This window comes from Pseudomonas sp. SORGH_AS_0199 (assembly GCF_031453735.1).
GTDB classification, from domain to species: domain Bacteria; phylum Pseudomonadota; class Gammaproteobacteria; order Pseudomonadales; family Pseudomonadaceae; genus Chryseomonas; species Chryseomonas aestiva.
In genome coordinates this window covers 4,157,621-4,181,044 of sequence record NZ_JAVJAE010000001.1, presented here as the reverse complement: position 1 = coordinate 4,181,044, position 23,424 = coordinate 4,157,621, and the positions used below count along the sequence as shown (strand labels likewise).

Annotated in this window: 26 protein-coding genes; 22 read left to right on the top strand and 4 right to left on the bottom strand. The window is 65.9% G+C overall.

Features of this window, described 5'->3' with window-relative positions; all coding sequences use genetic code 11:
- Nucleotides 1-2 precede the first annotated feature (2 nt).
- From plsX to QE444_RS19560, 11 genes are all read left to right on the top strand, one after another.
- Nucleotides 3-992, top strand: coding sequence for a phosphate acyltransferase PlsX (plsX, locus tag QE444_RS19610; protein WP_405046484.1), 990 nt, complete (start codon nucleotides 3-5; stop codon nucleotides 990-992).
- An 82-nt stretch (nucleotides 993-1,074) separates the two neighbouring features.
- Nucleotides 1,075-2,010, top strand: a complete 936-nt coding sequence (fabD, locus tag QE444_RS19605) for an ACP S-malonyltransferase (RefSeq protein WP_187980024.1) — start codon at nucleotides 1,075-1,077, stop codon at nucleotides 2,008-2,010.
- Between the two features lie 15 nt (nucleotides 2,011-2,025).
- On the top strand, nucleotides 2,026-2,769 hold the full coding sequence (gene fabG / locus QE444_RS19600) for a 3-oxoacyl-ACP reductase FabG (RefSeq protein WP_133862682.1): 744 nt from the start codon (nucleotides 2,026-2,028) through the stop codon (nucleotides 2,767-2,769).
- 168 nt (nucleotides 2,770-2,937) lie between these two features.
- On the top strand, nucleotides 2,938-3,174 hold the full coding sequence (gene acpP / locus QE444_RS19595) for an acyl carrier protein (protein WP_007160597.1): 237 nt from the start codon (nucleotides 2,938-2,940) through the stop codon (nucleotides 3,172-3,174).
- A 137-nt stretch (nucleotides 3,175-3,311) separates the two neighbouring features.
- Entirely contained in the window at nucleotides 3,312-4,556 is a 1,245-nt protein-coding gene (fabF, locus tag QE444_RS19590; protein ID WP_183628885.1) for a beta-ketoacyl-ACP synthase II, read from the top strand.
- On the top strand, nucleotides 4,556-5,368 hold the full coding sequence (gene pabC, locus QE444_RS19585) for an aminodeoxychorismate lyase (RefSeq protein WP_273861496.1): 813 nt from the start codon (nucleotides 4,556-4,558) through the stop codon (nucleotides 5,366-5,368). Before fabF ends, pabC begins: the two co-directional genes overlap by 1 nt.
- 3 nt (nucleotides 5,369-5,371) lie before the next feature.
- A complete protein-coding gene (mltG, locus tag QE444_RS19580; RefSeq protein ID WP_309741097.1) occupies nucleotides 5,372-6,430 on the top strand; it encodes an endolytic transglycosylase MltG in 1,059 nt (352 codons plus the stop codon).
- On the top strand, nucleotides 6,427-7,065 hold the full coding sequence (gene tmk / locus QE444_RS19575; RefSeq protein WP_309741096.1) for a dTMP kinase: 639 nt from the start codon (nucleotides 6,427-6,429) through the stop codon (nucleotides 7,063-7,065). The genes mltG and tmk overlap by 4 nt, the downstream gene beginning before the upstream one ends.
- Nucleotides 7,058-8,041, top strand: coding sequence for a DNA polymerase III subunit delta' (locus QE444_RS19570; RefSeq protein WP_309741094.1), 984 nt, complete (start codon nucleotides 7,058-7,060; stop codon nucleotides 8,039-8,041). Before tmk ends, QE444_RS19570 begins: the two co-directional genes overlap by 8 nt.
- Nucleotides 8,042-8,080: 39 nt before the next feature.
- Nucleotides 8,081-8,437, top strand: coding sequence for a PilZ domain-containing protein (locus QE444_RS19565; RefSeq protein WP_017641886.1), 357 nt, complete (start codon nucleotides 8,081-8,083; stop codon nucleotides 8,435-8,437).
- A 55-nt stretch (nucleotides 8,438-8,492) separates the two neighbouring features.
- Entirely contained in the window at nucleotides 8,493-9,275 is a 783-nt protein-coding gene (locus tag QE444_RS19560) for a TatD family hydrolase (protein ID WP_187980021.1), read from the top strand.
- Nucleotides 9,276-9,491: 216 nt separating this feature from the next.
- Here QE444_RS19560 and QE444_RS19555 read toward each other — a convergent pair whose 3' ends face one another.
- Entirely contained in the window at nucleotides 9,492-10,622 is a 1,131-nt protein-coding gene (locus QE444_RS19555; RefSeq protein ID WP_309741090.1) for an aminotransferase class V-fold PLP-dependent enzyme, read from the bottom strand.
- Nucleotides 10,623-10,793: 171 nt separating this feature from the next.
- Here QE444_RS19555 and QE444_RS19550 point away from each other — a divergent pair, with 171 nt between their 5' ends.
- The 4 genes from QE444_RS19550 to QE444_RS19535 all read left to right on the top strand — a co-directional run bounded on the left by QE444_RS19550 (nucleotide 10,794) and on the right by QE444_RS19535 (nucleotide 13,743).
- Nucleotides 10,794-11,435 carry a TetR/AcrR family transcriptional regulator gene (locus QE444_RS19550; RefSeq protein ID WP_007160588.1) on the top strand — a complete coding sequence of 214 codons (642 nt, stop codon included), beginning with the start codon at nucleotides 10,794-10,796 and terminating at the stop codon, nucleotides 11,433-11,435.
- A gap of 65 nt (nucleotides 11,436-11,500) precedes the next feature.
- Nucleotides 11,501-12,469 carry a GTP 3',8-cyclase MoaA gene (locus QE444_RS19545; protein WP_133862690.1) on the top strand — a complete coding sequence of 323 codons (969 nt, stop codon included), beginning with the start codon at nucleotides 11,501-11,503 and terminating at the stop codon, nucleotides 12,467-12,469.
- An 87-nt stretch (nucleotides 12,470-12,556) separates the two neighbouring features.
- On the top strand, nucleotides 12,557-13,171 hold the full coding sequence (locus QE444_RS19540) for a DUF4823 domain-containing protein (protein ID WP_273807815.1): 615 nt from the start codon (nucleotides 12,557-12,559) through the stop codon (nucleotides 13,169-13,171).
- Between the two features lie 11 nt (nucleotides 13,172-13,182).
- On the top strand, nucleotides 13,183-13,743 hold the full coding sequence (locus QE444_RS19535) for a DUF1285 domain-containing protein (RefSeq protein ID WP_309741082.1): 561 nt from the start codon (nucleotides 13,183-13,185) through the stop codon (nucleotides 13,741-13,743).
- A 31-nt stretch (nucleotides 13,744-13,774) separates the two neighbouring features.
- Here the strand turns inward: QE444_RS19535 and QE444_RS19530 are convergent, their stop codons facing one another.
- Nucleotides 13,775-15,424, bottom strand: a complete 1,650-nt coding sequence (locus QE444_RS19530; RefSeq protein WP_133862693.1) for an electron transfer flavoprotein-ubiquinone oxidoreductase — start codon at nucleotides 15,422-15,424, stop codon at nucleotides 13,775-13,777.
- A 292-nt stretch (nucleotides 15,425-15,716) separates the two neighbouring features.
- On the opposite strand from QE444_RS19530, the gene QE444_RS19525 reads away from it, so the two are divergent.
- The 5 genes from QE444_RS19525 to QE444_RS19505 all read left to right on the top strand — a co-directional run bounded on the left by QE444_RS19525 (nucleotide 15,717) and on the right by QE444_RS19505 (nucleotide 20,907).
- Nucleotides 15,717-16,469 (top strand): electron transfer flavoprotein subunit beta/FixA family protein, encoded by a 753-nt coding sequence (locus QE444_RS19525; protein WP_309741078.1) that lies wholly within the window; start codon nucleotides 15,717-15,719, stop codon nucleotides 16,467-16,469.
- The gene (locus QE444_RS19520) at nucleotides 16,469-17,398 is read left to right on the top strand and encodes an electron transfer flavoprotein subunit alpha/FixB family protein (RefSeq protein ID WP_133862695.1); all 930 of its coding nucleotides are present in this window, start codon (nucleotides 16,469-16,471) and stop codon (nucleotides 17,396-17,398) included. Before QE444_RS19525 ends, QE444_RS19520 begins: the two co-directional genes overlap by 1 nt.
- A 217-nt stretch (nucleotides 17,399-17,615) precedes the next feature.
- Entirely contained in the window at nucleotides 17,616-19,049 is a 1,434-nt protein-coding gene (locus QE444_RS19515; RefSeq protein WP_309741076.1) for a PLP-dependent aminotransferase family protein, read from the top strand.
- Nucleotides 19,050-19,156: 107 nt separating this feature from the next.
- Nucleotides 19,157-19,684 carry a hypothetical protein gene (locus tag QE444_RS19510; protein ID WP_252977182.1) on the top strand — a complete coding sequence of 176 codons (528 nt, stop codon included), beginning with the start codon at nucleotides 19,157-19,159 and terminating at the stop codon, nucleotides 19,682-19,684.
- A 113-nt stretch (nucleotides 19,685-19,797) separates the two neighbouring features.
- Nucleotides 19,798-20,907 carry a Gfo/Idh/MocA family oxidoreductase gene (locus QE444_RS19505; RefSeq protein ID WP_309741072.1) on the top strand — a complete coding sequence of 370 codons (1,110 nt, stop codon included), beginning with the start codon at nucleotides 19,798-19,800 and terminating at the stop codon, nucleotides 20,905-20,907.
- A 61-nt stretch (nucleotides 20,908-20,968) separates the two neighbouring features.
- Here the strand turns inward: QE444_RS19505 and QE444_RS19500 are convergent, their stop codons facing one another.
- Nucleotides 20,969-21,136: a DUF2897 family protein gene (locus QE444_RS19500; protein ID WP_007160578.1), complete on the bottom strand. Its 168-nt coding sequence runs from the start codon at nucleotides 21,134-21,136 to the stop codon at nucleotides 20,969-20,971.
- Nucleotides 21,137-21,184: 48 nt separating this feature from the next.
- Nucleotides 21,185-21,640, bottom strand: a complete 456-nt coding sequence (locus QE444_RS19495) for a multidrug/biocide efflux PACE transporter (RefSeq protein WP_309741068.1) — start codon at nucleotides 21,638-21,640, stop codon at nucleotides 21,185-21,187.
- Nucleotides 21,641-21,722: 82 nt separating this feature from the next.
- On the opposite strand from QE444_RS19495, the gene QE444_RS19490 reads away from it, so the two are divergent.
- Nucleotides 21,723-22,598, top strand: a complete 876-nt coding sequence (locus QE444_RS19490; RefSeq protein WP_309741066.1) for a LysR family transcriptional regulator — start codon at nucleotides 21,723-21,725, stop codon at nucleotides 22,596-22,598.
- Between the two features lie 90 nt (nucleotides 22,599-22,688).
- Nucleotides 22,689-23,387 (top strand): orotidine-5'-phosphate decarboxylase, encoded by a 699-nt coding sequence (gene pyrF, locus QE444_RS19485; protein ID WP_187980013.1) that lies wholly within the window; start codon nucleotides 22,689-22,691, stop codon nucleotides 23,385-23,387.
- Nucleotides 23,388-23,424: the final 37 nt, after the last annotated feature.

Sequence of the window (23,424 nt, the reverse complement as noted above, 5' to 3'; positions counted from 1 at the left end):
CGATCGAAATCGTCATCGCGATCGATGCAATGGGCGGGGACTTCGGTCCCCGCTGCATTGTTCCTGCTTCATTCGACGCTCTCGAGCGTTTCCCCGCCTTACACCTCCTTCTCTGTGGTCAGCGCGACGCCCTGTCGGCCTGGTCACCGCCTGCCTCTCTTGCCGCTCGCCTGCAGTTCGAATACGTCGATGGCCTCGTCGGGCCCGATGAGCGACCCGCCAGTGTGGTGCGCAGTCGCACCCGTACGTCCATGCACGCTGCGCTCGAAGCGGTGCAGCAAGGCCGCGCCCAGGGCTGCCTGAGCGCCGGCAATACCGGGGCCTGGATGGCGCTTGCGCGCCTGCTGCTCGGGACGCTGCCGGGCATCGATCGCCCGGCCATGATGTCGGCACTGCCCGGGCAGGGCGGGCATCAGACGCTGCTGCTGGATCTTGGCGCCAATCTCGACACCACCGCCGAACAGCTGGTGCAATTCGCCTATCTGGGGGCAGGTGCGGCCCAGGCCCGGGGCCTGGCGCGGCCAAGGGTCGCGCTGCTGAATGTCGGTCGCGAACCGGGCAAGGGCACGCCGGTGATCCAGGACGCCGCACGGCGCCTCGCCGAGAGTCAGGCCTTCGACTTCATCGGCTTCGTCGAGGGCAGCGATCTCTATGCGGCGGTGGCGGATGTGGTGGTCTGCGATGGCTTCACCGGCAATGCCGTGCTCAAGTCCGGAGAGGCGCTGCTGCGCCTGCTGGTCGAGCGCAGCGGCACGGCTTCCTGGCTCGAGCGTCAGTTGCTGCAGCCCTGGCTGGCCCGGCGTTTCCGCCACTGGGATCCGGAGTTGCGCAATGGCGCGAGCTTTCTCGGCCTGAATGCGGTGGTGGTGAAAAGCCATGGCGCGGCAGGCGAAGTTGGTCTCGTTCAGGCCATCGAGCGTGCCCTGCGCGATGTGGAGACTGATCTCCCCGGGCGGATCCGGTTAAACTTGGCGGTTCTGAAAGCGGTGTGACCGACCGGTCGACACCGACATCTCAGTCTGTCAGTGGCGGAACCGCGGTTTCGCCGGCAATGGACCTACAAGAGACCTGCCTATGTCCGCCTCTCTCGCTTTCGTCTTTCCCGGTCAGGGTTCCCAGGCCCTGGGCATGCTGGGTGAGCTGGCCACGCACCACGCGCTGATCGGCGAAACCTTCGCCGAAGCGTCCGCTGTCCTCGGCTATGACCTCTGGGCGCTGACCCAGCAGGGCCCGCAGGAGTCGCTCAACCAGACCGACCGCACCCAGCCCGCCATCCTGGCCGCCTCCATCGCATTGTGGCGTCTGTGGCTGGCCGAAGGCGGCGCCAAGCCGGCCTATGTCGCCGGTCACAGCCTGGGCGAATATTCGGCGCTGGTCGCCGCGGGCAGCCTGCCGTTCGCCGAGGCGGTACGCCTGGTGGCGCGCCGCGGTGAGCTGATGCAGGAAGCCGTCCCCGCCGGGCAGGGCGGTATGGCCGCCATCCTGGGTCTGGAAGATGCCCAGGTGCTGGCCGCCTGTGCCGAAGCCGCCCAGGGTGAAGTGGTGAGCGCGGTCAACTTCAACGCTCCGGGCCAGGTGGTGATCGCCGGTGCCGCCGCTGCGGTGGAGCGCGCCATCGAGGCCTGCAAGGCCCTGGGTGCCAAGCGCGCCGTGGCGCTGCCGGTCAGCGTGCCCTCTCACTGCGACCTGATGCGTCCGGCGGCCGAGCGCTTCGCCGAGGACGTGCGTGGCTGCACCTGGAGCCAGCCGGAAATTCCGGTGGTGCAGAACGTCAATGCCGGCGTCAACACCGATCTGGCCAGCCTCCAGCAGGATCTGCTGGCCCAGCTGTACAGTCCGGTGCGCTGGGTCGAGTCCGTGCAGTACCTGGCTGCCCAGGGCGTCACCCACCTAATGGAGTGCGGCCCCGGCAAGGTACTGGCCGGTCTGAACAAGAGATGCGTCAAGGGCGTGGAAACACTGGCCCTGGACACCCCCGACGCCTTCGCCGCCGCGCGCGCGGCTTTTTGAATCGAGGAAAACGAGATGAGTCTGCAAGGTAAGGTCGCCCTGGTCACGGGCGCCACGCGTGGTATCGGTCAAGCCATCGCCCTGGAACTGGGTCGGCTCGGCGCCACCGTGATCGGCACCGCGACCAGCGAGGCGGGTGCCCAGCGCATCGCCGAGTCGCTCAAGGCCAATGGCATCGAAGGTACCGGTCTGGTGCTCAACGTGTCCGACAACGCCTCCGTCGCGGCTGCCCTCGAGCAGGTCCAGACGCAATTCGGCGCGCCGTCGATCCTGGTCAACAACGCCGGTATCACCCGCGACAACCTGATGCTGCGGATGAAGGACGATGAGTGGTTCGACGTGATCGATACCAACCTCAACAGCCTGTTCCGTCTCTCCAAGGCCGTGCTCAAGGGCATGACCAAGGGTCGCTGGGGTCGTATCATCAGCATCGGCTCGGTGGTCGGCGCCATGGGCAACGCCGGTCAGGCTAACTATGCCGCCGCCAAGGCCGGCCTCGAGGGCTTTACCCGGGCGCTGGCCCGCGAGGTGGGTTCGCGCAACATCACCGTCAATGCCGTGGCCCCGGGGTTCATCGATACCGACATGACCCGTGAGCTGCCCGAAGCCCAGCGCACCGCGCTGCTGACCCAGATCCCGGCCGGCCGCCTCGGTCAGGCCGACGAGATCGCCAAGGTGGTCGGCTTCCTGGCGGGCGAGGGCGCGGCCTATGTGACCGGCGCCACGATCCCCGTGAATGGCGGAATGTACATGAGCTGACCGACGTTACCCCCCGCGCGGCTATTGCGCTAAGCTGGTAAACTGTCGGACCAGCAATGGCCGCGCATACGTCTTGATGTCGCGTCAGCTTGAAATACGGAAATCCCTTTCTATACACTTACGCGCAATCCGTTGTGCGGATTTTTCCTTTAGGAGTGAGAACACGGTATGAGCACCATCGAAGAACGCGTTAAGAAGATCGTCGCTGAGCAGCTCGGCGTGAAGGAAGAGGAAGTTACCAACAGCGCTTCCTTCGTCGAGGATCTGGGCGCCGACTCCCTTGACACCGTCGAACTGGTGATGGCTCTGGAAGAGGAATTCGAGACCGAAATCCCGGACGAGCAGGCTGAGAAGATCACCACCGTCCAGGAAGCTATCGACTACATCGTTGCTCACCAGCAATAAGTAGTCGCCAGTTTCGGACAAAAGAAGCCGCACGTCCTGTAGGGCGTGCGGCTTTTCTTTAGGTCCAGGGTCAAGATCGATGCAATCGGCTGTTTTTAAGAGGGGTGGCCGCCCCGGAAGGACAAGAGGAGTTGGGTGTGTCGCGTAGACGTGTCGTGATCACGGGTATGGGCATGGTATCGCCGCTTGGCGCCGATGTGGCGAGCAGCTGGGAAGGCATCCTGGCCGGTCGCAGCGGTATCGCGCCGATCGAGCATATGGACGTCTCTGCCTTCAGCACGCGGATCGGCGGATCGGTCAAGGGATTCGACGTGGAGCAGTACCTGTCCGCGAAGGAAGCCCGCAAGCTGGATCTGTTCATCCAATACGGTCTCGCCGCCAGCTTCCAGGCCATGCGTGACAGCGGTCTCGAGGTCAACGATGGCAATCGCGAGCGCATGGGTGTCGCCATGGGTTCCGGCATCGGTGGACTGACCAATATCGAGGCGAATTGCCAGTCGCTGCTCGCCCAGGGTCCCCGCCGTATTTCCCCCTTTTTCGTACCGGGCTCCATCATCAACATGGTGTCCGGCTTCCTGTCGATCCACTTGGGTCTGCAGGGCCCCAATTACGCCATCGCCACTGCCTGTACCACGGCAACGCACTGCATCGGCATGGCGGCGCGCAACATCGCCTATGGCGAAGCCGACGTCATGGTCGCCGGCGGTTCGGAGATGGCGACCTCGGGTCTGGGTCTGGGTGGCTTCGGCGCGGCGCGTGCCCTGTCGACCCGCAATGACGATCCGACCCGCGCCAGCCGTCCCTGGGATCGCGATCGCGATGGCTTCGTGCTGTCCGACGGTGCCGGCGCCCTGGTGCTGGAAGACTACGAGCACGCCAAGGCGCGGGGCGCCCGCATCTATGCCGAGCTGATCGGCTTCGGCATGAGCGCGGACGCCTTCCACATGACCGCCCCGCCGGAAGATGGCGCGGGTGCTGCTCGCTGCATGAGAGCGACGCTCAAGGATGCCGGTATCGCGCCGGAAGCGGTCGACTACGTCAACGCCCATGGCACCTCCACGCCAGCCGGCGACCTGGCCGAAGTGGCGGCCTTGAAGCAGGTGTTCGGCGAGCAGGCCAAGCGTCTGAGTGTGAGCTCCACCAAGTCCATGACCGGTCACCTGCTGGGCGCCGCAGGCGCGGTGGAAGCCATCTTCACGGTGCTCGCCCTGCGCGACCAGGTGGCGCCGCCCACCATCAATCTGGACAATCCCAGCGACGGCTGCGATCTGGACTTCGTGCCCCACGAGGCACGGCAGCGGCCCATCGAAGTGGCCCTGTCCAATTCGTTCGGCTTCGGTGGCACCAACGGCAGTCTGGTGTTCCGGCGCTTCGACGCTTGATCCAGGACTGGCTCAACGGCCAACCGCTGGACCCCGGTCTGCAACGCGATCGGGGTCTGGCCTATGGCGATGGGCTGTTCGAGACCATCGCCGTACGCCGGGGCCAGCCGCGTCTGCTCGACCGTCATCTGCAGCGGCTGGCCACCGGTTGCCAGCGGCTGCGTATTCCCTGCGACATCGCCCAGCTGGACGCCGAGATTCGCGCCTATGCGGCGCTGCTGGGGGAGGGCGTGGCCAAGCTGCTGCTCACCCGCGGCGATGGCCTGCGCGGTTACGCCCCGCCGGCCGAACCCGAGGTGCGGCGCCTGCTGCTGGGATCGCCCACGCCGGCCTATCCACCGGCTCACGCGACCGAGGGTATCGCCCTCTATCCCTGCACGACGCGTCTGGCTACCCAGCCGTTGCTGGCCGGGCTCAAGCACCTGAATCGACTTGAGCAGGTCCTGGCGCGCGGGGAATGGACCAGCACCGACTATGCCGAAGGCCTGATGCTGGATCAGGACGGCCGGCCGATCGAAGGGGTGTTCAGCAACCTGTTCCTGGTCTGCGCGGGGCGGCTGCAGACCCCCGCGCTCGATCGCTGTGGCGTGGCCGGGGTATTGCGCGGTCTGTTGCTCGACCTCGCCGCCCAGGCAGGCATCCCGAGCGAGATCCGGCCGCTGGCGCTGGACGAACTGCTCGGTGCCGACGAAGTTTTCCTCTGCAACAGCCAATACGGTATCTGGCCCGTGCGCCGGTACGCAGCCGCGAACTGGTCCGTGGGGCCGGTGACCCGTAAACTGCAAGGTTCGATAAACGAGATTCTGGAATAGCCGATGCGCAAGGCGAGAGCTCTGCTTACGGCGGTCTTGGCCGCCGGTGGCCTGCTGCTGGTCCTGGCCAGTTGGCGCCAGCACCAGGCACTGATTCAGCCGTTGAAAGTCGATGGCGAGCAACTGATCGAGATCCCCAAGGGCGGGACCCCGGGCGGCAGTCTGCTGCGCCTGGAAGAGCAGGGCGTGCTCGATGGCGCCTTCTGGCTGCGCCTGTACTGGCGCTTCAATCTGGCCGGGCAGACGCTGCACAGTGGCGAATACCGCCTGACCCCGGGCATGACGGTGGAGCAATTGTTCAGCCTCTGGCGCAAGGGCGAGGTGGTGCAATACGGCCTCACCCTGGTGGAAGGCTGGAATATCCACCAGGTCCGCGCTGCCCTGGCGCGCCAGCCCAAGCTCGAGCACGATACCGCCGAGCTGGACGATGCGGCCCTGATGAAACGCCTGGGGCTGGACGGCCAGCACCCCGAGGGGCGCTTCTTCCCCGATACCTATCGCTATGTGAAGGGCCAGCGCGAATCCGACCTGTTGCGCCAGGCCAACCAGCGCCTGCAGTCCGTGCTCGATCAGGAATGGCAGGCGCGGGATCCCGCGGTGCCCTACAAGGACGCCTACCAGGCGCTGATCATGGCCTCGCTGGTGGAAAAGGAAACGGGCGTCCCCGAGGAGCGCGACGAAATCGCCGGGGTCTTTGTCCGGCGCCTGGCGGCCGGCATGCTGCTGCAGACCGATCCCACGGTGATCTACGGCATGGGCGAGCGCTATAACGGCCGGATAACCCGCGCCGATCTGCGCGAGCCTTCGCCCTACAACACCTATCTCAACGCGGGACTGCCCCCCACGCCGATCGCCATGCCCGGTCGCGAGGCCATCCATGCGGCGCTGCATCCCAAGGACGGCGACAGCCTGTATTTCGTCGCCCGTGGTGATGGCAGCCATGTCTTCTCCAAGGACCTGGAGGCGCACAACCAGGCGGTCCGCGACTTCCAGCTCAAGCGGCGCTCCGACTATCGCTCCAGTCCCGCTCCGCAGACGCCCGAAACCAAGGAAACCCCATGACGGCAAACGGCCTGTTCATCACCCTCGAAGGCCCCGAGGGCGCGGGCAAGAGCACCAACCGCGACTATCTCGCCGAACTCTTCGGCGCCAGCGGGCGTGAGGTGGTGCTGACTCGCGAGCCGGGTGGTACGCCGCTGGCCGAGCGCATCCGCGAGATCCTGCTGGCGCCGGCGGCCGAGCCCATGGCCGTGGATACCGAATTGCTGCTGATGTTCGCCGCCCGCGCCCAGCACCTGGCCCAGGTCATCCGGCCCGCCCTGGCGCGCGGAGCCCTGGTGCTCTGCGATCGCTTCGTCGATGCGACCTATGCCTACCAGGGCGGCGGCCGCGGCGTACCCGTCGAGCGCATCGCCACCCTGGAAGCCTTCGTACTGGGCGATCTGCAACCCGATCTGACCCTGGTGTTCGACCTGCCGGTGGACATCGGCCTGGCCCGTGCCGCCCGCCGTGGCGCCCTGGACAGATTCGAGCAGGAGCAGCGCGCCTTCTTCGAGGCGGTGCGCCAGACCTATCTGGATCGCGCCCGGGCCGTGCCGGCCCGCTATCGCCTGATCGACGCCTCGCGCAGCCTCGCCGAGGTGCAGACGGATCTGCGCGCCCTGGTCGCCACCCTGGAGTCGACGCTTGGTGGCTGACGTCTATCCCTGGCAGCAGGACCTCTGGGCGCGGATCTCGCCCCGGCGGCAGCATCCCCATGCCTATCTGCTGCATGGCCCGCGCGGCATCGGCAAGCGTGACCTGGCCGAACGCCTGGCCGCCCTGCTGCTGTGCCAGGCGCCCCAGGGGGATGCCGCCTGCGGCCAGTGCAAGGCCTGTTCCCTGCTCAGGGCCGGGACCCATCCCGATTACTGCGTGATCCAGCCGGAAGAGGCCGAGAAGCCTATCCGCGTCGACCAGATCCGCGGGCTGGTGGACTTCGTTACCCAGACCGCCCAGCTGGGCGGGCGCAAGCTGATCCTGCTGGAGCCGGTCGAGGCGATGAACCTCAATGCCGCCAACGCCCTGCTCAAGAGTCTGGAGGAGCCCTCGGGCGCAACGGTGCTGCTGCTGGTGAGTCACCAGCCGAGTCGCCTGCTGCCCACCGTGCGCAGCCGCTGCGTGCAGCAGGCCTCTCCGGTGCCCTCGCGCGCCGAGAGTCTCGCCTGGCTGGGCGAGCGCCTGCCGGAGCTTGAGGAAGAGATCCGCATCCAGTTGCTGGTGCTGGCCGGCGGCTCGCCGCTGGCGGCCCTGCGCCTGCATGGCGAGGACGTGCTCGCCCGCCGGGCCCTGGTGGTGGAGGGGGTGAAGCGCCTGCTCAAGCGCCAGGCGGCGCCCAGTCAGCTGGCCGAGAGCTGGAACGCCGTGCCGCTGCCGTTGCTGCTCGACTGGTTCTGCGAGTGGACCCATGGCGTCCTGCGCCAGCAGTGGGGTGGAGCCGATGCCGAAGCCGCACCGGACATGGTCAAGGTGCTGGGTTATCTGGCCGAGAAGAGCGCGCCGCAGGCGGTGCTGACCCTGCAGGAATGGCTGCATGCCGAGCGGCAGAAGGTGCTGGGCAAAGCCAACCTCAACCGCGTATTGTTGCTGGAATCGCTGTTGATCCGCTGGGCCGGCCTGGTGCCCGGACGCTAGCGATCCGCGCGTTCGTCTTGCCTGTCTCGAGAGAATCTCATGAGTTTGCCGCAGAACCTGGGCCCCCGTAATGGCATCCTGTCCCTCACCATCAAGGACAAGTCGGTGCTCTATGCCGCCTACATGCCCTTCATCCGCAACGGTGGCCTGTTCATTCCGACGGGCAAGACCTACAAGCTCGGCGACGAGGTCTTCATGCTGCTCAACCTGATGGACGAGCCGGACAAGATCCCGGTCGCCGGCAAGGTGGTCTGGATCACCCCCAAGGGCGCCCAGGGCAATAGAGCCGCCGGGGTCGGCGTGCAGTTCAACGAAGGCGACAATACCGCGCGCAACAAGATCGAAACCTATCTGGCCGGCTCGCTGAAGTCGGACCGTCCCACCCATACCATGTGATGCCTGCGCCGTCCCGCTGGGGCGGGGTGTCGCTGCTGATTCAAGGCTATTTCTCGTGCACTTCGTCGACTCCCACTGTCACCTGGATCGACTCGATCTTTCCCTTCACGACGGCTCCCTGGACGCAGCGCTGGATGCCGCGCGTGCCCGGGGCGTCAGCCAGTTCCTCTGCATCGGCGTCGATGCCGGCAACGCCCCCACGGTGCAGGCCCTGGCCGAACGCTATGCCGACGTCCACTGCGCCGTGGGTATCCACCCGCTGGATGCGGCCCAGGGCAGTGCCATCGATCTCGACTGGCTGCTGGCGCGGCTGGCCCATCCCCGCGTCGCCGCCATCGGCGAGACCGGGCTGGACTATCACTATCAGCCGGACACCGCCGAGATCCAGCAGCGGTCCTTCGCCCTGCACCTGGAGGCGGCCCGCCGCACGGCGCTGCCCCTGGTGATCCATACCCGCGAGGCGCGGGCCGACACCCTGGCCATGCTGGGCGCTGCCGACCTGCCAGGCGCCGGAGTGCTGCACTGCTTCACCGAGGATTGGGCGACGGCCAAGGCGGCGCTGGACCTGGGCTTCTACATTTCCTTTTCCGGTATCCTGACCTTCCGCAATGCCGCCGACCTGCGCGACGTCGCGCGCCAGGTGCCGGCCGATCGCCTGCTGGTGGAAACCGATTCGCCCTATCTGGCTCCGGTGCCCCACCGCGGCAAGGCCAATCTGCCGCAATTCGTGGTCGAGGTCGCCCAGTGCCTGGCCGACGTGCGAAGCGTCAGTCTGGAGACCCTGGCCGAGCAGACCACAGCCAACTTCCGGCGGCTGTTTCCCCGCGCCACCCTCTAGGCAAAAAAATGGCCCGGGTATCCAGGGATACCCGGGCCGGACCAGCGGTTCGCCTGGACGGAGAGCCGCCTCCCTGGCCCGCGCCGCGGGGGTCGACGCGGCCAGTCACTTGAGTATTGGTCAGCTCGGAGAAAGGTCCAGTCGGGATTGGACGTTTTTTAAACAGTTTTGGAATAGCGCTGCCCCGACACTGGCTATCCCGGGCCTTTCAGGCCATCAGAAGCGCGCCAGCGCCCCGACCAGATCCAGCGTCTGTTCCAGGACGTGCTCGCTGGTATAGAAGTGTGGCGACAGGCGGATGCCCGGACCCCGCTGGGCGCAGACCACGTCGGCGGTCTTGAGCCGTTCGAACAGTTGGCGGTTGTCCCAGCCTTCGAGCGAGAAGGTGAGGATGCCCGAGCGCCGCTCGACGTTGGCCGGCGAATGCAGGACGGCACCGGGTAAGCGGCGGATATGACTGTCGAGCAGCTCGATCCGCGCCAGCAGGTCCTTGCCCACCTGTTCCATGCCGGCATCCTCCAGCAGCGACAGACTCGCCTCCAGGGCCACCGCACCGAGCATGTTGGGGCTGCCGCACTCGAAGCGCATCGCCGTCCTGGCCGGTTGCCATTCGCGCTGGCTGTAGTCGCCGGCGTTGTCCAGCATGTGCCAGCCGTACTCGTGCAGCTCCAGCTGCTCACGCAGATCGGCGCGGCAATAGAACACCCCCAGGCCTTCCGGGCCGAGCATCCACTTGTGGCCGTCGGCCATGGCGAAGGCGCAGTTGCAGGCCTGGGCATCAAAGGGCAGGGCGCCCAGTTGCTGGATGGCGTCGACGCACAGCAGCACGCCCTTGGCGTCGCAGCCCTGGCCCAGCTGGGGCAGGTCCAGGCGCAGGCCACTGGCGTATTGCACGGCGCTGATGGCCATGAGTCGGGTGCGCGGGCCGCAGGCCGCTAGCAGATTGGCCTCGGGGGTGTCACCCAGGCTGACTTCCACCACCTCGACGCCAAAGCGGGCCAGGGCTTCCCAGACCACCCGGTTGGAGGGGAACTCCTCGTCGCTGATCACTACCTGGTCGCCGCTCTGCCAATCCAGGCCGAAGGCGACGAAGGAGAGCGCTTCCGAGGTGTTCTTCACCAGGGCGATGTCGCTGCTGGACGGCGCATTGAGCAGGCGGGTCAGGCGATCGCGCAGGCGCTGTTCCATGACCAGCCAGGTCGGATAGTTGCGCGCACCGTATTGGCAGTTTTCGGCGGCGAATTCGGTGACGGCCTGCGCAGCGCGCTTGGGCCACGGGGCCACGGCCGCGTGGTTGAGGTATCTCATGGCGTAGGCCTGAGGGAATTCGTGCTTCCAGGAAGACATTGACTCGATCCGTACAATCTGGGTGTGATGGGGCATAATAAGGGGCGCGCCCGCGCGGTTCACCGATGCTTTCGGTGCAGCTCGCCCAAGGTGTGACGAAGTGCCGGTATGCCGAGGGGTGACTGGCGATTCGAAGGCCCTATCCCTTTTCAAAACAACAAGTGGGCTGCCATGCAGAAAGAATCCCGCAAAGTCCGCGAGTTCCGTCGCCGCGAACAGGAAATCCTCGATACCGCCCTGCAGCTGTTTCTCTCCGAAGGAGAAGACAGCGTCACCGTCGAGATGATCGCCGAGGCGGTCGGTATCGGCAAAGGCACCATCTACAAGCACTTCAATTCCAAGGCCGAGATCTATCTGCGCCTGATGCTGGATTACGAGCGGGACCTGGCCGAGCTGTTCCAGTCGGACAACGTCGCCCGCGACCGCGAAGCGCTCTCCCGCGCCTATTTCGAATTCCGCATGAGCGATCCGCAGCGCTACCGCCTGTTCGATCGACTCGAGGAGAAGGTGGTCAAGACGCGTCAGGTGCCCGAGCTGGTCGAGCAGCTGCACAGCATCCGTACTTCCAACTTCCAGCGGCTGACCAGCCTGATCGAAGGCCGGATCGACGAAGGCAAGCTCGAGGACGTCCCGCCCTATTTCCATTACTGCGCCGCCTGGGCGCTGGTGCACGGGGCCGTGGCCCTTTACCATTCGCCCTTCTGGCGCGACGTGCTGGAGGATCAGGAAGGTTTCTTCCAGTTCCTCATGGAGATCGGCGTGCGCATGGGCAACCGCCGCAAGCGAGACGTCGAAACGCCTGTCCGATCCTAGGGTCCGATAGAGGCAAGGGATGCCGCGCCATCCCTTTTCTCTTGTCCCACTGGAGTACCCCCAAGATGATCGTTGACCGCCAGGGTAGGGCGTTTCGCAACTTGCGGATCAGCCTCACGGCGGCCTGCAACTATGCCTGTACGTACTGCGTGCCCGATGGCAAGCGGCTCGTGGCGGCGCAGGACGAACTCAGTGCCGAAACCATGGCCCGGGGTGTGGAATACCTCATCGATGCCGCCGGTATCGAACGGCTGCGCATCACCGGGGGCGAACCCCTGGTCACGCCGCGGCTGGAACCCTTTCTCGCCCGTGTCTCCCAGCTCGGCCTCAAGGACATCAGCCTGACCACCAACGGTCAGCTGCTGCCGCGCAAGCTGGACTTCCTCATCGACCACGGTATCCGTCGCCTCAACGTTTCCCTCGACACCCTCGATGCCGAAGCCTTCCCGCGTCTGGCGCGGGGGGGCGATCTGGCCACGGTGCTGGCCGGACTGGAAGCGGCGCGGGCCGCCGGTCTCAAGATCAAGCTCAACATGGTGCCCCTGCGCGGCCAGAATCTCGACCAGGTGCTGCCGCTGCTGGACTATTGCCTGGAGCGGGGTTTCGAGCTGAGATTCATCGAGCTGATGCGCATGGGGCACCTGGCCAAGAATCCCGCGACCTTCAACAACCAGCTGGTACCCCTGGCCGAATTGCTGGAGATCATAGGTTCGCGCCATGCCTATGTGCAGGCCGATGCCCCGGTGGATTCCACGGCGCTGCGCTATCGCGTCGAGTCGGGCGGCCACTTCGGTGTCATCGCCAACGAAAGCGTGCCCTTCTGCCGGACCTGCTCGCGACTGCGCCTGTCGTCCACCGGCTGGCTGCATGGCTGCCTGTCGTCGAGCAACCGCCACTATGTCGGCGATCTGCTGGACAAGCCGCGTCACCTGGCATTGCCAGCGCTGCAGCGGCTGCTGGTCAAGGCCTTGGGCGACAAGCAGGAGGTGGCCTTCTCGGGGGGCGTGACCGTCATGAAGATCATCGGCGGCTGATCTAGCAGCTGCGCCTCGAACTGGCGCGAAAGCTGCTAAGGCCCCTGTATCGGCGACAACTTGGCGCCGGACAGGGGTCTGCTCTTCATGGTCAAACTGCGTTTTCTCTTCATTTCCGTGCTGCTGGCCTGCCTGGGTGGCTGCATGAACGTCAGCGACATGGCGTCCGGTGTCGAGTACCACCTGCGCGACGCGGGGCTGCTCGACTACAGCAAGACCCAGCGGCTGAACAACTTTCGGCTACAGGCCGACTCCTACATCTACATAGCCCAGGGGGCCTTCGTGCCGGTGGGCCATCCCTATGCCCGTCCGAACGTGGTGGCGGAAGAGGCCTTCAAAGGCTTTGTGGAATACTTCCCGCGGGTAAGGCGGGCAGACAAACCTGAGGGTTTCGACGAGGCCATGGCCAAGGCCCGGCAGCTCGGAGCCCACTATGTGCTCTATACCCGCTTCGCCGGCGCGGACGATCGCATCGGCACCTGGGAGGAATGGGAAGATCAGGACGACATCGGGAGGGTCGGGCGCGATCGCAGCGTCGTGCAGATGATGCTGGTGGAGACCGCTACCTTCCGCCTGGTGGACACGGCACGGATTCGCAGTCGTGGCGGTTTCCTGACGTTCTATGACGAGCGCCCGGAAGACCTGCTCGGGCCGGCGCTCAATGAATATGCCCAACGCCTACTCGGTTTGGGCTCCCGATAGAGGAGAAGGGCGTGACCCAGGTTGACGTGACGCGGAATCTGCTGGCGCAGCTGCCAGCCGCCGAGGACGGCAAGCTGCCGCCCGTGGAGCTCTGGCACCCGCCGTTCTGCGGCGACATCGACCTGCGCATCGCCCGGGACGGTACCTGGTATCACCAGGGCACGCCCATCACCCGCCCGGCCATGGTCCGGCTGTTCTCCACCATCCTGAGGCGCGATCCCGAGCGCTATGTACTGGTGACACCGGTGGAATGCGTGGGCATCCAGGTCGAGGATGTGCCCTTTCTGGCCGTGGATGTCGAATGGAGCGGCAGCGGCAGGGAGCAGGCCCTGGATTTCCTCACTAACGTCGGGGATCGAGTCGCCGCGGGCGCCGAGTACCCGCTGCGATTCGAAGAACAGGATGACCAGCCTGCACCTTATGTCCGGGTGCGCGGCGGACTGGAGGCGCGGCTCAATCGGGCGGTGTTCTATCGGCTGATGGAGAGGGTCGAGGAAGGCACCCATGAGGGCCGCTCCTGGCTCGGCCTCTGGAGTCGCGGCAGCTTCTTTCCCGTCGCGCCCGCTGAATAGCGAAAGGGCCCCGCAGGGCCCTTTTTTACGCTTACATGTTGGGGTAGTTGGGACCACCGCTGCCTTCCGGCGCTACCCAGGTGATGTTCTGCGCCGGGTCCTTGATGTCGCAGGTCTTGCAGTGGACGCAGTTCTGGGCATTGATCTGGAAGCGCGGCTCGCCGCCATCGCGGACCACCTCGTAGACCCCGGCCGGGCAGTAGCGCTGGGCGGGTTCGTCGTACAGCGGCAGGTTCTGCGCGATGGGAATCGAGGGATCCCTGAGCTTCAGATGAACCGGCTGGTCTTCCTCGTGGTTGGTGTTGGAGAGGAATACCGAGGACAGCTTGTCGAAGCTCAGCTTGCCATCCGGCTTGGGATAGCTGATGCGCGGCGCCTCGTCGGCCTTCTTCAGGCAGGTGTGGTCCATGCGCCGATCGTGCAGGGTGAAGGGCAGGGCGCCACCCAGCAGGTTGTGCTCGACGAAGGCGAAAGCCGGGCCCAGTAGCGGACCGAACTTGTGCATGGCCGGACCGAAGTTGCGGCTGGCGTGCAGCTCTTCCTGCACCCAGCTGCCCTTGAAGCCGTCGACGTAACCCTGGAGTTCGTCGCCTTCGCGACCGGCCGCCAGGGCGGCGACGATGGCGTCGGCGGCGAGCATGCCGGACTTCATGGCGGTGTGGCTGCCCTTGATCTTGGCCGGATTGAGGGTGCCCAGGTCGCAGCCGATCAGGGCGCCACCGGGGAAGACCATCTTCGGCAGGGAATTCAGGCCGCCCTTGACCAGGGCACGGGCGCCGTAGGAGACGCGCTTGCCGCCTTCCAGGTACTGGGCCACCACCGGGTGGTGCTTGTAGCGCTGGAATTCATCATAGGGCGAGAGGTGCGGATTGCTGTAGGCCAGGTCGACGATCAGGCCGACCACCACCTGGTTGTCTTCCAGGTGATAGAGAAAGGAACCGCCCGGGTTCTCCTTGTCCAGCGGCCAGCCGGAAGTGTGGATCACCAGACCCTGCTCGTGCTTGGCCGGATCGATCTCCCACAGCTCCTTGATGCCGATGCCGTAGTGCTGCGGATCGGCGCCTTCGCCGAGCTTGAATCTCTGGCCCAGCTGCTTGCCCAGATGGCCACGGCAGCCTTCGGCGAACAGGGTGTACTTGCCGCGTAGCTCCATGCCGGGGGTGTAGACCCCCTCCTTGGGCTGACCTTCGCGATCCACGCCCAGATCGCCGGTGATGATGCCGCGCACCACGCCCTGCTCATCGATCAGCGGCTCCTGGGCGGCGAAGCCCGGATAGATCTCCACGCCTAGGGCTTCGGCCTGCTGGCCGAGCCAGCGGCAGAGATTGCCCAGGGAGATGATGTAGTTGCCCTCGTTGTGCATGGGCTTGGGCACGAAGAAATTCGGCACCTTGGTCGCCTGGCGATCATCCTTGAGCAGGTAGATGTCGTCGCGCTTGACCGGGGTGTTCAGGGGCGCGCCGAGTTCCTTCCAGTTGGGAAAGAGCTCGTCCAGGGCGCGGGGTTCGAAGACCGCGCCGGAGAGAATGTGGGCACCGACCTCGGAGCCTTTCTCGACCACGCAGACACTGATCTCCTGGCCGTTTTCGGCCGCCTGCTGCTTGAGGCGACAGGCCGCGGACAGGCCCGCGGGGCCGGCCCCGACGATCACCACGTCGAATTCCATGTATTCGCGTTCCACGGCTCACTCTCCTCAGGCAAAACTCACGATCTGGTTATTTATGTAAGGGTGCAACAAAAGACTTCATTATATCCGGCGTGCTCCCTGGCACCCATTCAAACGTTTGTTTAAATTTTCTGCAAGCCTGTTAGACTCGGGAGTTACCAGCCCCTGACGGACTGTCGCGTTGACCCCTGCTGCCGTGGAGGTCAACATAAGAAGAATTTGCAACAAGCTTGGAGCGGCAGGGGTCGTGTCCAACGCAAGGTCGCCTTGGCGTCCTGTTTATTCACCAGAATAAATCGAGGGATTCATGAAGGTTCTCGTAGCTGTCAAACGCGTGGTGGACTACAACGTCAAGGTCCGCGTCAAGGCCGACCAGACCGGTGTCGACCTGGCCAACGTCAAGATGTCCATGAACCCCTTCTGCGAGATCGCCGTGGAAGAAGCGGTGCGCCTGAAGGAAAAGGGTATCGCCAGCGAGATCGTGGTCGTGACCGCGGGTCCCGCCCAGGCGCAGGAACAACTGCGTACCGCCCTGGCACTGGGCGCCGATCGCGCCGTGCTGATCGACACCGGTACCGCCGAGCTGTCGTCGCTGACCACCGCCAAGCTGCTCAAGGCCGTGGTGGACAAGGAACAGCCGCCGCTGGTGATCCTCGGCAAGCAGGCCATCGACAGCGACAACAACCAGACCGGCCAGATGCTGGCCGCTCTGACCGGCTTCGCCCAGGGCACCTTCGCCTCCAAGGTGGAGCAGGCCGCTGACGGCCTCAACGTGACCCGCGAGATCGATGGCGGTCTGCAGACCGTGGCGCTCAAGCTGCCGGCGGTGGTGACCACCGACCTGCGCCTCAACGAACCGCGCTACGCCTCGCTGCCCAACATCATGAAGGCCAAGAAGAAGCCGCTGGAAACCCTGACCCCGGACGCTCTGGGCGTGGCGGTGAAAGCCTCCTACGAGGTGGTCAAGGTGGAAGCCCCGGCGGGTCGTCAGGCGGGCATCAAGGTCAAGTCCGTGGCCGAGCTGGTCGAAAAACTCAAGAACGAAGCTAAGGTGATCTGATGGCCATTCTCGTCATTGCCGACCACGACAACGCCAACCTCTTCGGCGCTACCCTGAACACCGTTGCCGCGGCCCAGGCCATCGGCGGCGACATCCATGTGCTGGTCGCCGGGCAGAACGCCCAGCCGGTCGCCGACGCCGCCGCCAAGCTCGCCGGCGTCGGCAAGGTGCTGCTGGCCGACAACGCCGCCTACGCGCACCAGTTGCCGGAAAACGTCGCGCCGCTGGTGGTCGAGCTGGCCGCCAACTACAGCCACGTACTGGCCGCTGCCAGCACCAATGGCAAGAACTTCCTGCCGCGCGTCGCCGCGCTGCTGGACGTCGACCAGATCTCCGAGATCATCGCCGTCGAATCCGCCGACACCTTCAAGCGGCCGATCTATGCCGGCAACGCCATCGCCACCGTGCGCTCCACGGCGCCGGTCAAGGTGATCACCGTGCGCGCCACCGGTTTCGATCCGGTCGCCGCCGAGGGCGGTTCCGCCGCCATCGAAGCCGTGAGCCTGGTCAAGGATGCCGGCATCTCCAGCTTTGTCGGCGAAGAGCTGGCCAAGTCCGACCGTCCCGAGCTGGGCGCCGCCAAGGTGGTGGTCTCCGGTGGTCGCGGTCTGCAGAACGGTGACAACTTCAAGATCCTCTACGCCCTGGCCGACAAGCTGGGCGCGGCGGTGGGTGCCTCGCGCGCCGCGGTGGACGCCGGCTTCGTGCCCAACGACATGCAGGTCGGCCAGACCGGCAAGATCGTCGCGCCGCAGCTGTACATCGCCGTCGGCATCTCCGGGGCCATCCAGCACCTGGCGGGCATGAAGGATTCCAAGGTTATCGTCGCCATCAACAAGGACGAGGAGGCGCCGATCTTCCAGGTGGCCGACTACGGTCTGGTGGGTGACCTGTTCGAATTGATCCCCGAGCTGGAAAAGGCCATCTGAGGCCCACGCCCGTGCAAGAGCCCGCCCTTTGGCGGGCTTTTTCATGGGCGCGGCAAGGCCTCTGGCAGAGCCGCTGGCGTCAAGGTAGGGTGCGCCGGTTCCTTGTCGTTTTTGGACATTGCCGCCCCGGGAAGGGAAGGGTTAAGGTCAGGCCTAGCTGTACCGGTATACCTTCAGGGTAGCCTGCTACTGTTCCGCTTTCGTCCAGGAAGACGCCATGACCAATCTGTTGCTCTATCAGCGTATCGCCCAGCAACTGGCGAACGACATCCGCACGGGGGTCTACAAGCCCGGCGAACGGGTGCCTTCGGTGCGCAAGCTGAGTCAGCAGTTGGGCGTCAGCCATGCCAGCGTGCTGCAGGCCTATGCCACCCTGGAAGACCAGGGGCTGATCCGGGCCCGGCCGCAATCGGGCTTCTATGTGCACCAGACCCCGGCGCTGACCGCGCCGACGCCGGACATCGCCACGGTGGAACGGCCCAGCCTGGTGACCCGCGCCGGCATCATCAACCAGGTGCTGGCGGAATCGCGGCGGGAAGGCGTGGTGCCCCTCGGCATGGCGGTCCCCCAGCCCGACTACCTGCCCTTGCGGGCCCTGCACCAGCAACTGTCCAAGGTGACCCGTTTCCAGGCCCGCGCGGCCTTTTCCTATCTGCACAGTCCGGGCTACGAGCCACTGCGCCGCCAGGTGGCCATCCGCCTGCGCGATGCGGGGGTGGTAGTGGGTCCGGAAGAGGTGGTGATCACCCATGGCTGCGTGGATGCGCTGCAGATGTCGCTGCGGGTGCTGACCAAGCCGGGCGACCTGATCGCCACCGAATCGCCGTCCTACTACGGGCTGCTGCAGCTGGCCGAGGTGCTGGGCCTCAAGGTGATTGAGATTCCCTGCGATCCCGAGACCGGGCTCAGCGTGGAGGCGCTGCAGCTGGCCGCGAGCCAGTGGCCGGTCAAGGCCCTGGTGGTGGCCGCGCGGCTGAGCAATCCCCTGGGGGGCAGCATGCCGGAGGCGCGGCAGAAGCAGCTGCTGAGGCTGGCGGCCGAGCGCAACATCGCCATCGTCGAGGACGATATCTATGGCGAGCTGACCTACGACAGCGGCTCCAAGGCGCTCAAGGCGCTCGACAAGCAGAGTCGGGTCATCTACTGCTCGAGCTTTTCCAAGACCCTTTCGCCCGGTGTTCGCATCGGCTGGGTGGTGGCCGGGCCCTACCAGGAAGACATCTGCCGCCTGCAGACCTTTACCACCCATTCCGCCTGCAGCGTGACCCAGATGGGGGTCTCCGCCTATCTGGAGAACGGCGGCTATGACCGCCACCTGCGAGCCATCCGCCAGGAATACCGGCGCAACATGACCGCCTTCCAGCTGGCGATCCAGGAGCACTTTCCCGAAGGCACCCAGATGAGTCGGCCCAATGGCGGCTTCATCCTCTGGGTCAGCCTGCCGGTGCGGGTGGACACCCGCCTGCTGCACCAGCGTGCCCTGGATCAGGGGGTGAGCATCGCGCCGGGCATGATCTTCAGCAACACTGACCAGTTCAATCACTGCATCCGTCTCAATTGCGGTCTGCCCTGGGGGCGCGACGCTCAACGGGCGCTGATGATCCTCGGGTTGCTCGCCCGTCAGCTCTGCCAGGAAAGCCTGGCCGCCTAGCGGCACGCCTGGAACCCGCCACGGGACAGCAGAGTCGGTTGTAGAGACTTCGCCCTGTCGCGCCTGGTGCCTCGCTCCGGGGGCGATATCTTGAGTGTGGTGAGCCTATGCGTGGATACCTGGCAACGACGGTGCTGGCCGTGACCCTGCTGCTGGCGGGCTGCGATAACAAGTCACCGCCCGCTACGGCCAAGGCGCCTCCGGCAGCGGCGCCAGCGCCAGAGGCGCCGAAGTCATCGGTGGCAACCGAGCCCCAGGGCAGCGCCGCCGATCTGCGCGCCTACCGCCTGGACCCGCTCCCGACCAGGGCCTTCGTGCTGCCTGCACCGCCACCCAAGAAACAGGACCTGGCCAGGAACAGCCAGCTCAAGAAGCCTGCCGTGCCCAAGCCGACGCCGGCTGTCGCCCATCCGCTCGACCTCAGCGTGCCCGGTGAAGCGGCGTCCCCGTCGGTGAGCGCTCGTCGCCTGGGCTCGGGCAAGGCCGACAACAGCGTCGCCGAGGCGGGTCTGCTGCCGCAGCTGTTTCGCAAGGAAGGCGACCCCGGTCGTTTCGAACTGGGCGGTCGGGTAATCAGTCGGGATCGCAGCGACGACTTCGAAGGGGCGGAGGTCGAATTGCGCTTTCGGCGCTAGTCCGAGGCTGCCAGGTGGTCGGTGCTGAACATCGGCCCGGAACTTCATCGCCGCAACGCTTGCCGACAGTTCAGGTGGCGGACACAACGTCTGCCCGGATTCGGGAGCGTTCCATGCCCAGTGCGACAGGCAAGATTCGTTATGCGGTGGTAGGCGGTGGCTGGATTTCCCAGGGCGCCTTCATGCCCGGGGTCGGCCAGACCCGCAATTCCGAGATGACCGCCCTGGTCACCGGCGATCCCGTCAAGGCGCGGGATCTGGCCGCCAAGTACGGTCTCAAGAGCTATACCTACGAAGAATTCCCGGCGCTGTTGTCTTCCGGCGAGATCGATGCGATCTACCTGGCCACGCCCAATTTTCGCCATCTGGAATTCGCCGTACCGGCGCTGGACGCCGGCATTCACGTCCTGCTGGAAAAGCCCATGGCGATCAGCGAGGAAGAATGCCAGGCGATTAACGCGGCGGCTGAGCGCTCCGGAGCCAAGCTGATGATCGCCTATCGACTGCACTGCGAGCCGGGCACGGTGGAGATGATCGAGCGGGTGCGCAACGGCGAGATCGGCGATCCGCGCCTGTTTACCTCGACCTTCACCCAGCCGGTCGACACGGCCAACCACCGTGCCCAGAGCGGCTTCTGGGCCGGTCCCGTCACCGACATGGGGCCCTATCCACTCAACGCCGTGCGGGCGCTCTTTGGTGACGAGCCCATCGAGGTCAGTGCCGTCGGGGTGCAGACACCCGGGCGCGACATCACCACCTGGGATGCCGTGACCGTGACCCTGCGCTTTCCCGAAGAGCGGCTGGCGACGTTCTCCGTCAGCTTCAGCGGCCCCAATACCGAGCGCTTCCAGCTGGTGGGCCGCAAGGGCGAGATCGAGGCCTCGCCGTGCTTCGGTTTCGGCGAAGGCGTCGCCATCGGCTATCGCCTGACCGTGGACGGGGAGACGGAGGAATTCAAGGCGCCGGTGGTGGATCACTTCGGCGGTGAGACGGCCTATTTCTCCGATTGCATCCTCGAGGATCGCCAGCCGGAGATGGACGGGGAGGAGGGCTGGCGCGACGTGCGCGTGCTGGCGGCCATCGAGCGCGCCCTGCAGAGCGGTCAGCCGCAGTCCCTGGAGCCGCTACCCAAGCGCCAGGGACCGACCCGCGAGCAGATGCGCAGCCTGCCACTGGCGGAGGTGCCGGAATACGTCAACACCAAGGTCCCGCTGGAGTCCTGAGACCACGAAGCCCTGCCGCACGGGACGCGGCAGGGCTTCGTCTGGACAACCCGGAGCGCGATCAGCGGTCCTGGGCCTCCTTGGCATCCATCTCGGCATTGCGCTGCCGGATCTTGGTTTTCTGTTCGTCGGTCAAGGGCACCTTGCGCGCCGTGTCCTTGAGCATGAGCAGGCTGCCGACCACCGAGCCGATGGCGACCAGCAGGATCAACCAGGCATACCAGGGCATCTTTCTTCTCCTTGAGTGGCTATATCGCTTCGACCACGGGAGAGGCCGTCAGTGCGCCCGGCAGCTCGCATTCGTGCGTCTGATCCAGGCGGCGTAACCCAGGTCGTAGAGCCAGTTGAACGCCAGGGTATAGGGCAGGAAGAACAGGATCAGTCCCAGGTCCAGCAGCAGCGCCTGCCAGAGACCGATGGACAGCCACCAGGCGGCCAGGGGCACCAGCACGACGATCAATCCCCCTTCGAAGCCGAGGGCGTGCAGCAGCCGCACACCCAGGCCACGGGTGAAGCCCAGGCGCTCCTGCAGTCGATCAAAGCCCAGGTTGAAGACCAGATTCCAGAGCATGGCGATAGCGGAAAAGGCCGCGGTGAGCAGGCCCATGTGCCCCAGGGAGCGATCCAGCAGCCAGGCCAGGGTCGGGGTGGCGAGCAGCACCGCGAGGCCTTCGAAGAGCAGGGCATGCAGCACGCGAGCACTCGCAGGACGCTGGGTGAGCGGAATGGACATGAGACGACTCCACAATGGACAGGCCCTCAGTCTCATCGGCTAAGCTGGGGAGATCAAAATGGAATCCATAGGCTGAGACGATATGTATCCTAATGCCGAAGCCCTCGAGGCCTTCGTCGAGGCAGCCGCGACAGGCTCCTTCAGTGCGGCGGCCCGGGTGTTGGGCAAGCGGCAGTCCAGTATCAGCGAGAGCATCGCCCGGCTGGAGGACGAACTGGGGGTGCCGCTGTTCGATCGCCAGGGCCGCTACCCGGTGCTGACGGCTGCCGGCGAGCAACTGCTCGACCAGGCCCGCGCCGTACTCTCGGCCCATGACCGCCTGGCCAATCGCGCCACCCAGCTGGCGGCCGGGGTGGAGCCGCGCCTGACCCTGGTGATTTCCGATACCTACCAGCCCACCCGCTACGAGGCGCTCCTGGCCGAGCTGGACCAGCGCTATCCGGATCTCGAATTCGAATGCCTGATCGCCGAAGACGCCGATGTGCTCAACCTGGTACAGGGGCGGGCGGACTTGGGCTTGCTGGCGGGTCAGCCGCCTTATCCGGCGGACATCGAGGCGGCGACCCTGGATGGCCTGGTGACCTTTGGCCTGTACGTGGCTGCCGATCACCCGCTGGCGGCGCTGCCGCGGGTCACCACGGCTGACCTTGCGCCCTATCGCCTGTTGCGTCTGAGCACCGTGATTGAATCCTCCCAGCAGGTCAGTCGCCTGCCGGACACCCGCGGGCGCTGCTGGTCGGCGCCCGACTATCTGCTGCTGCTGGATATGGCGGTGCAGGGGTTCGGCTGGGCCGAGCTGCCGCTCTGGTTGGTGACCAATTTTGGCCAGGACCATCTGGTGGAACTGGCCGTTCCTGGCTGGCCGCAGCGGGTGGCGGTGGATGTGGTCTGGTCGCGCCGGCGGCCGCTGGGTCCGGCGGGCAACTGGCTGCGCGAGCGATTGCTCAAGCCGAGTTGAAGGAGGGGAGCGCATGCCGACAGCGGCCAAGTGCCGGGGCGGCGCTTTTCTGCGAAAATGCCGGCCTTTGCCGTTTTGCCGAGAGCTCCCATGTCCGCCTGCCAGTCTCCCATCATCGTCGCCCTGGATTTCCCTTCATCGTCCGCCGCCCTGGCGCTGGCCGACCGCCTCGACCCCGCCACCTGCCGGGTCAAGGTCGGCAAGGAGCTGTTCACCGCCAGCGCCGCCGGGGTGGTGGAAGCCCTGCGCACGCGCGGCTTCGAAGTCTTCCTCGACCTGAAATTCCACGACATCCCCAACACCACCGCCATGGCGGTCAAGGCCGCGGCGGAGATGGGCGTCTGGATGGTCAATGTCCACTGCTCGGGCGGCCTGCGCATGATGACCGCCTGCCGCGAGACCCTGGAGGCCATGAGCGGTCCCAAGCCGCTGCTGATCGGTGTCACCGTGCTGACCAGCATGGAGCGCGAGGACCTGGCCGACATCGGCCTGGACGTGGATCCCCAGGAGCAGGTCCTGCGCCTGGCCGGTCTGGCCGCTCGCGCCGGCCTGGACGGGCTGGTCTGCTCGGCCCAGGAGGCCTCGGCGCTCAAGGCCGCGCAGCCGGCGCTGCAACTGGTCACCCCCGGCATCCGGCCGGCCGGCAGTGCCCTGGACGACCAGCGCCGCATCCTCACCCCGCGCGAAGCCCTGGATGCCGGCTCCGACTACCTGGTGATCGGTCGGCCCATCGCCCGCGCCGCCGATCCGGCCCGCGCCGTGGAAGAGATCCTCGCCACCCTGAAATAAGCGGTAAACCTCCGGGGCGGCGGTCGCCGGCAAAAGG

What these genes read in the sequence shown, in the direction of transcription:
- fabD (WP_187980024.1), top strand. Translation starts at nt 1,075, where the DNA reads ATGTCCGCCTCTCTCGCTTTCGTCTTTCCCGGTCAGGGTTCCCAGGCC.
- fabG (WP_133862682.1), top strand. Translation starts at nt 2,026, where the DNA reads ATGAGTCTGCAAGGTAAGGTCGCCCTGGTCACGGGCGCCACGCGTGGT.
- acpP (WP_007160597.1), top strand. Translation starts at nt 2,938, where the DNA reads ATGAGCACCATCGAAGAACGCGTTAAGAAGATCGTCGCTGAGCAGCTC.
- mltG (WP_309741097.1), top strand. Translation starts at nt 5,372, where the DNA reads ATGCGCAAGGCGAGAGCTCTGCTTACGGCGGTCTTGGCCGCCGGTGGC.
- tmk (WP_309741096.1), top strand. Translation starts at nt 6,427, where the DNA reads ATGACGGCAAACGGCCTGTTCATCACCCTCGAAGGCCCCGAGGGCGCG.
- QE444_RS19565 (WP_017641886.1), top strand. Translation starts at nt 8,081, where the DNA reads ATGAGTTTGCCGCAGAACCTGGGCCCCCGTAATGGCATCCTGTCCCTC.
- QE444_RS19555 (WP_309741090.1), bottom strand. Translation starts at nt 10,622, where the DNA reads ATGTCTTCCTGGAAGCACGAATTCCCTCAGGCCTACGCCATGAGATAC.
- QE444_RS19550 (WP_007160588.1), top strand. Translation starts at nt 10,794, where the DNA reads ATGCAGAAAGAATCCCGCAAAGTCCGCGAGTTCCGTCGCCGCGAACAG.
- QE444_RS19545 (WP_133862690.1), top strand. Translation starts at nt 11,501, where the DNA reads ATGATCGTTGACCGCCAGGGTAGGGCGTTTCGCAACTTGCGGATCAGC.
- QE444_RS19540 (WP_273807815.1), top strand. Translation starts at nt 12,557, where the DNA reads ATGGTCAAACTGCGTTTTCTCTTCATTTCCGTGCTGCTGGCCTGCCTG.
- QE444_RS19525 (WP_309741078.1), top strand. Translation starts at nt 15,717, where the DNA reads ATGAAGGTTCTCGTAGCTGTCAAACGCGTGGTGGACTACAACGTCAAG.
- QE444_RS19520 (WP_133862695.1), top strand. Translation starts at nt 16,469, where the DNA reads ATGGCCATTCTCGTCATTGCCGACCACGACAACGCCAACCTCTTCGGC.
- QE444_RS19515 (WP_309741076.1), top strand. Translation starts at nt 17,616, where the DNA reads ATGACCAATCTGTTGCTCTATCAGCGTATCGCCCAGCAACTGGCGAAC.
- QE444_RS19510 (WP_252977182.1), top strand. Translation starts at nt 19,157, where the DNA reads ATGCGTGGATACCTGGCAACGACGGTGCTGGCCGTGACCCTGCTGCTG.
- QE444_RS19505 (WP_309741072.1), top strand. Translation starts at nt 19,798, where the DNA reads ATGCCCAGTGCGACAGGCAAGATTCGTTATGCGGTGGTAGGCGGTGGC.
- QE444_RS19500 (WP_007160578.1), bottom strand. Translation starts at nt 21,136, where the DNA reads ATGCCCTGGTATGCCTGGTTGATCCTGCTGGTCGCCATCGGCTCGGTG.
- QE444_RS19495 (WP_309741068.1), bottom strand. Translation starts at nt 21,640, where the DNA reads ATGTCCATTCCGCTCACCCAGCGTCCTGCGAGTGCTCGCGTGCTGCAT.
- QE444_RS19490 (WP_309741066.1), top strand. Translation starts at nt 21,723, where the DNA reads ATGTATCCTAATGCCGAAGCCCTCGAGGCCTTCGTCGAGGCAGCCGCG.
- pyrF (WP_187980013.1), top strand. Translation starts at nt 22,689, where the DNA reads ATGTCCGCCTGCCAGTCTCCCATCATCGTCGCCCTGGATTTCCCTTCA.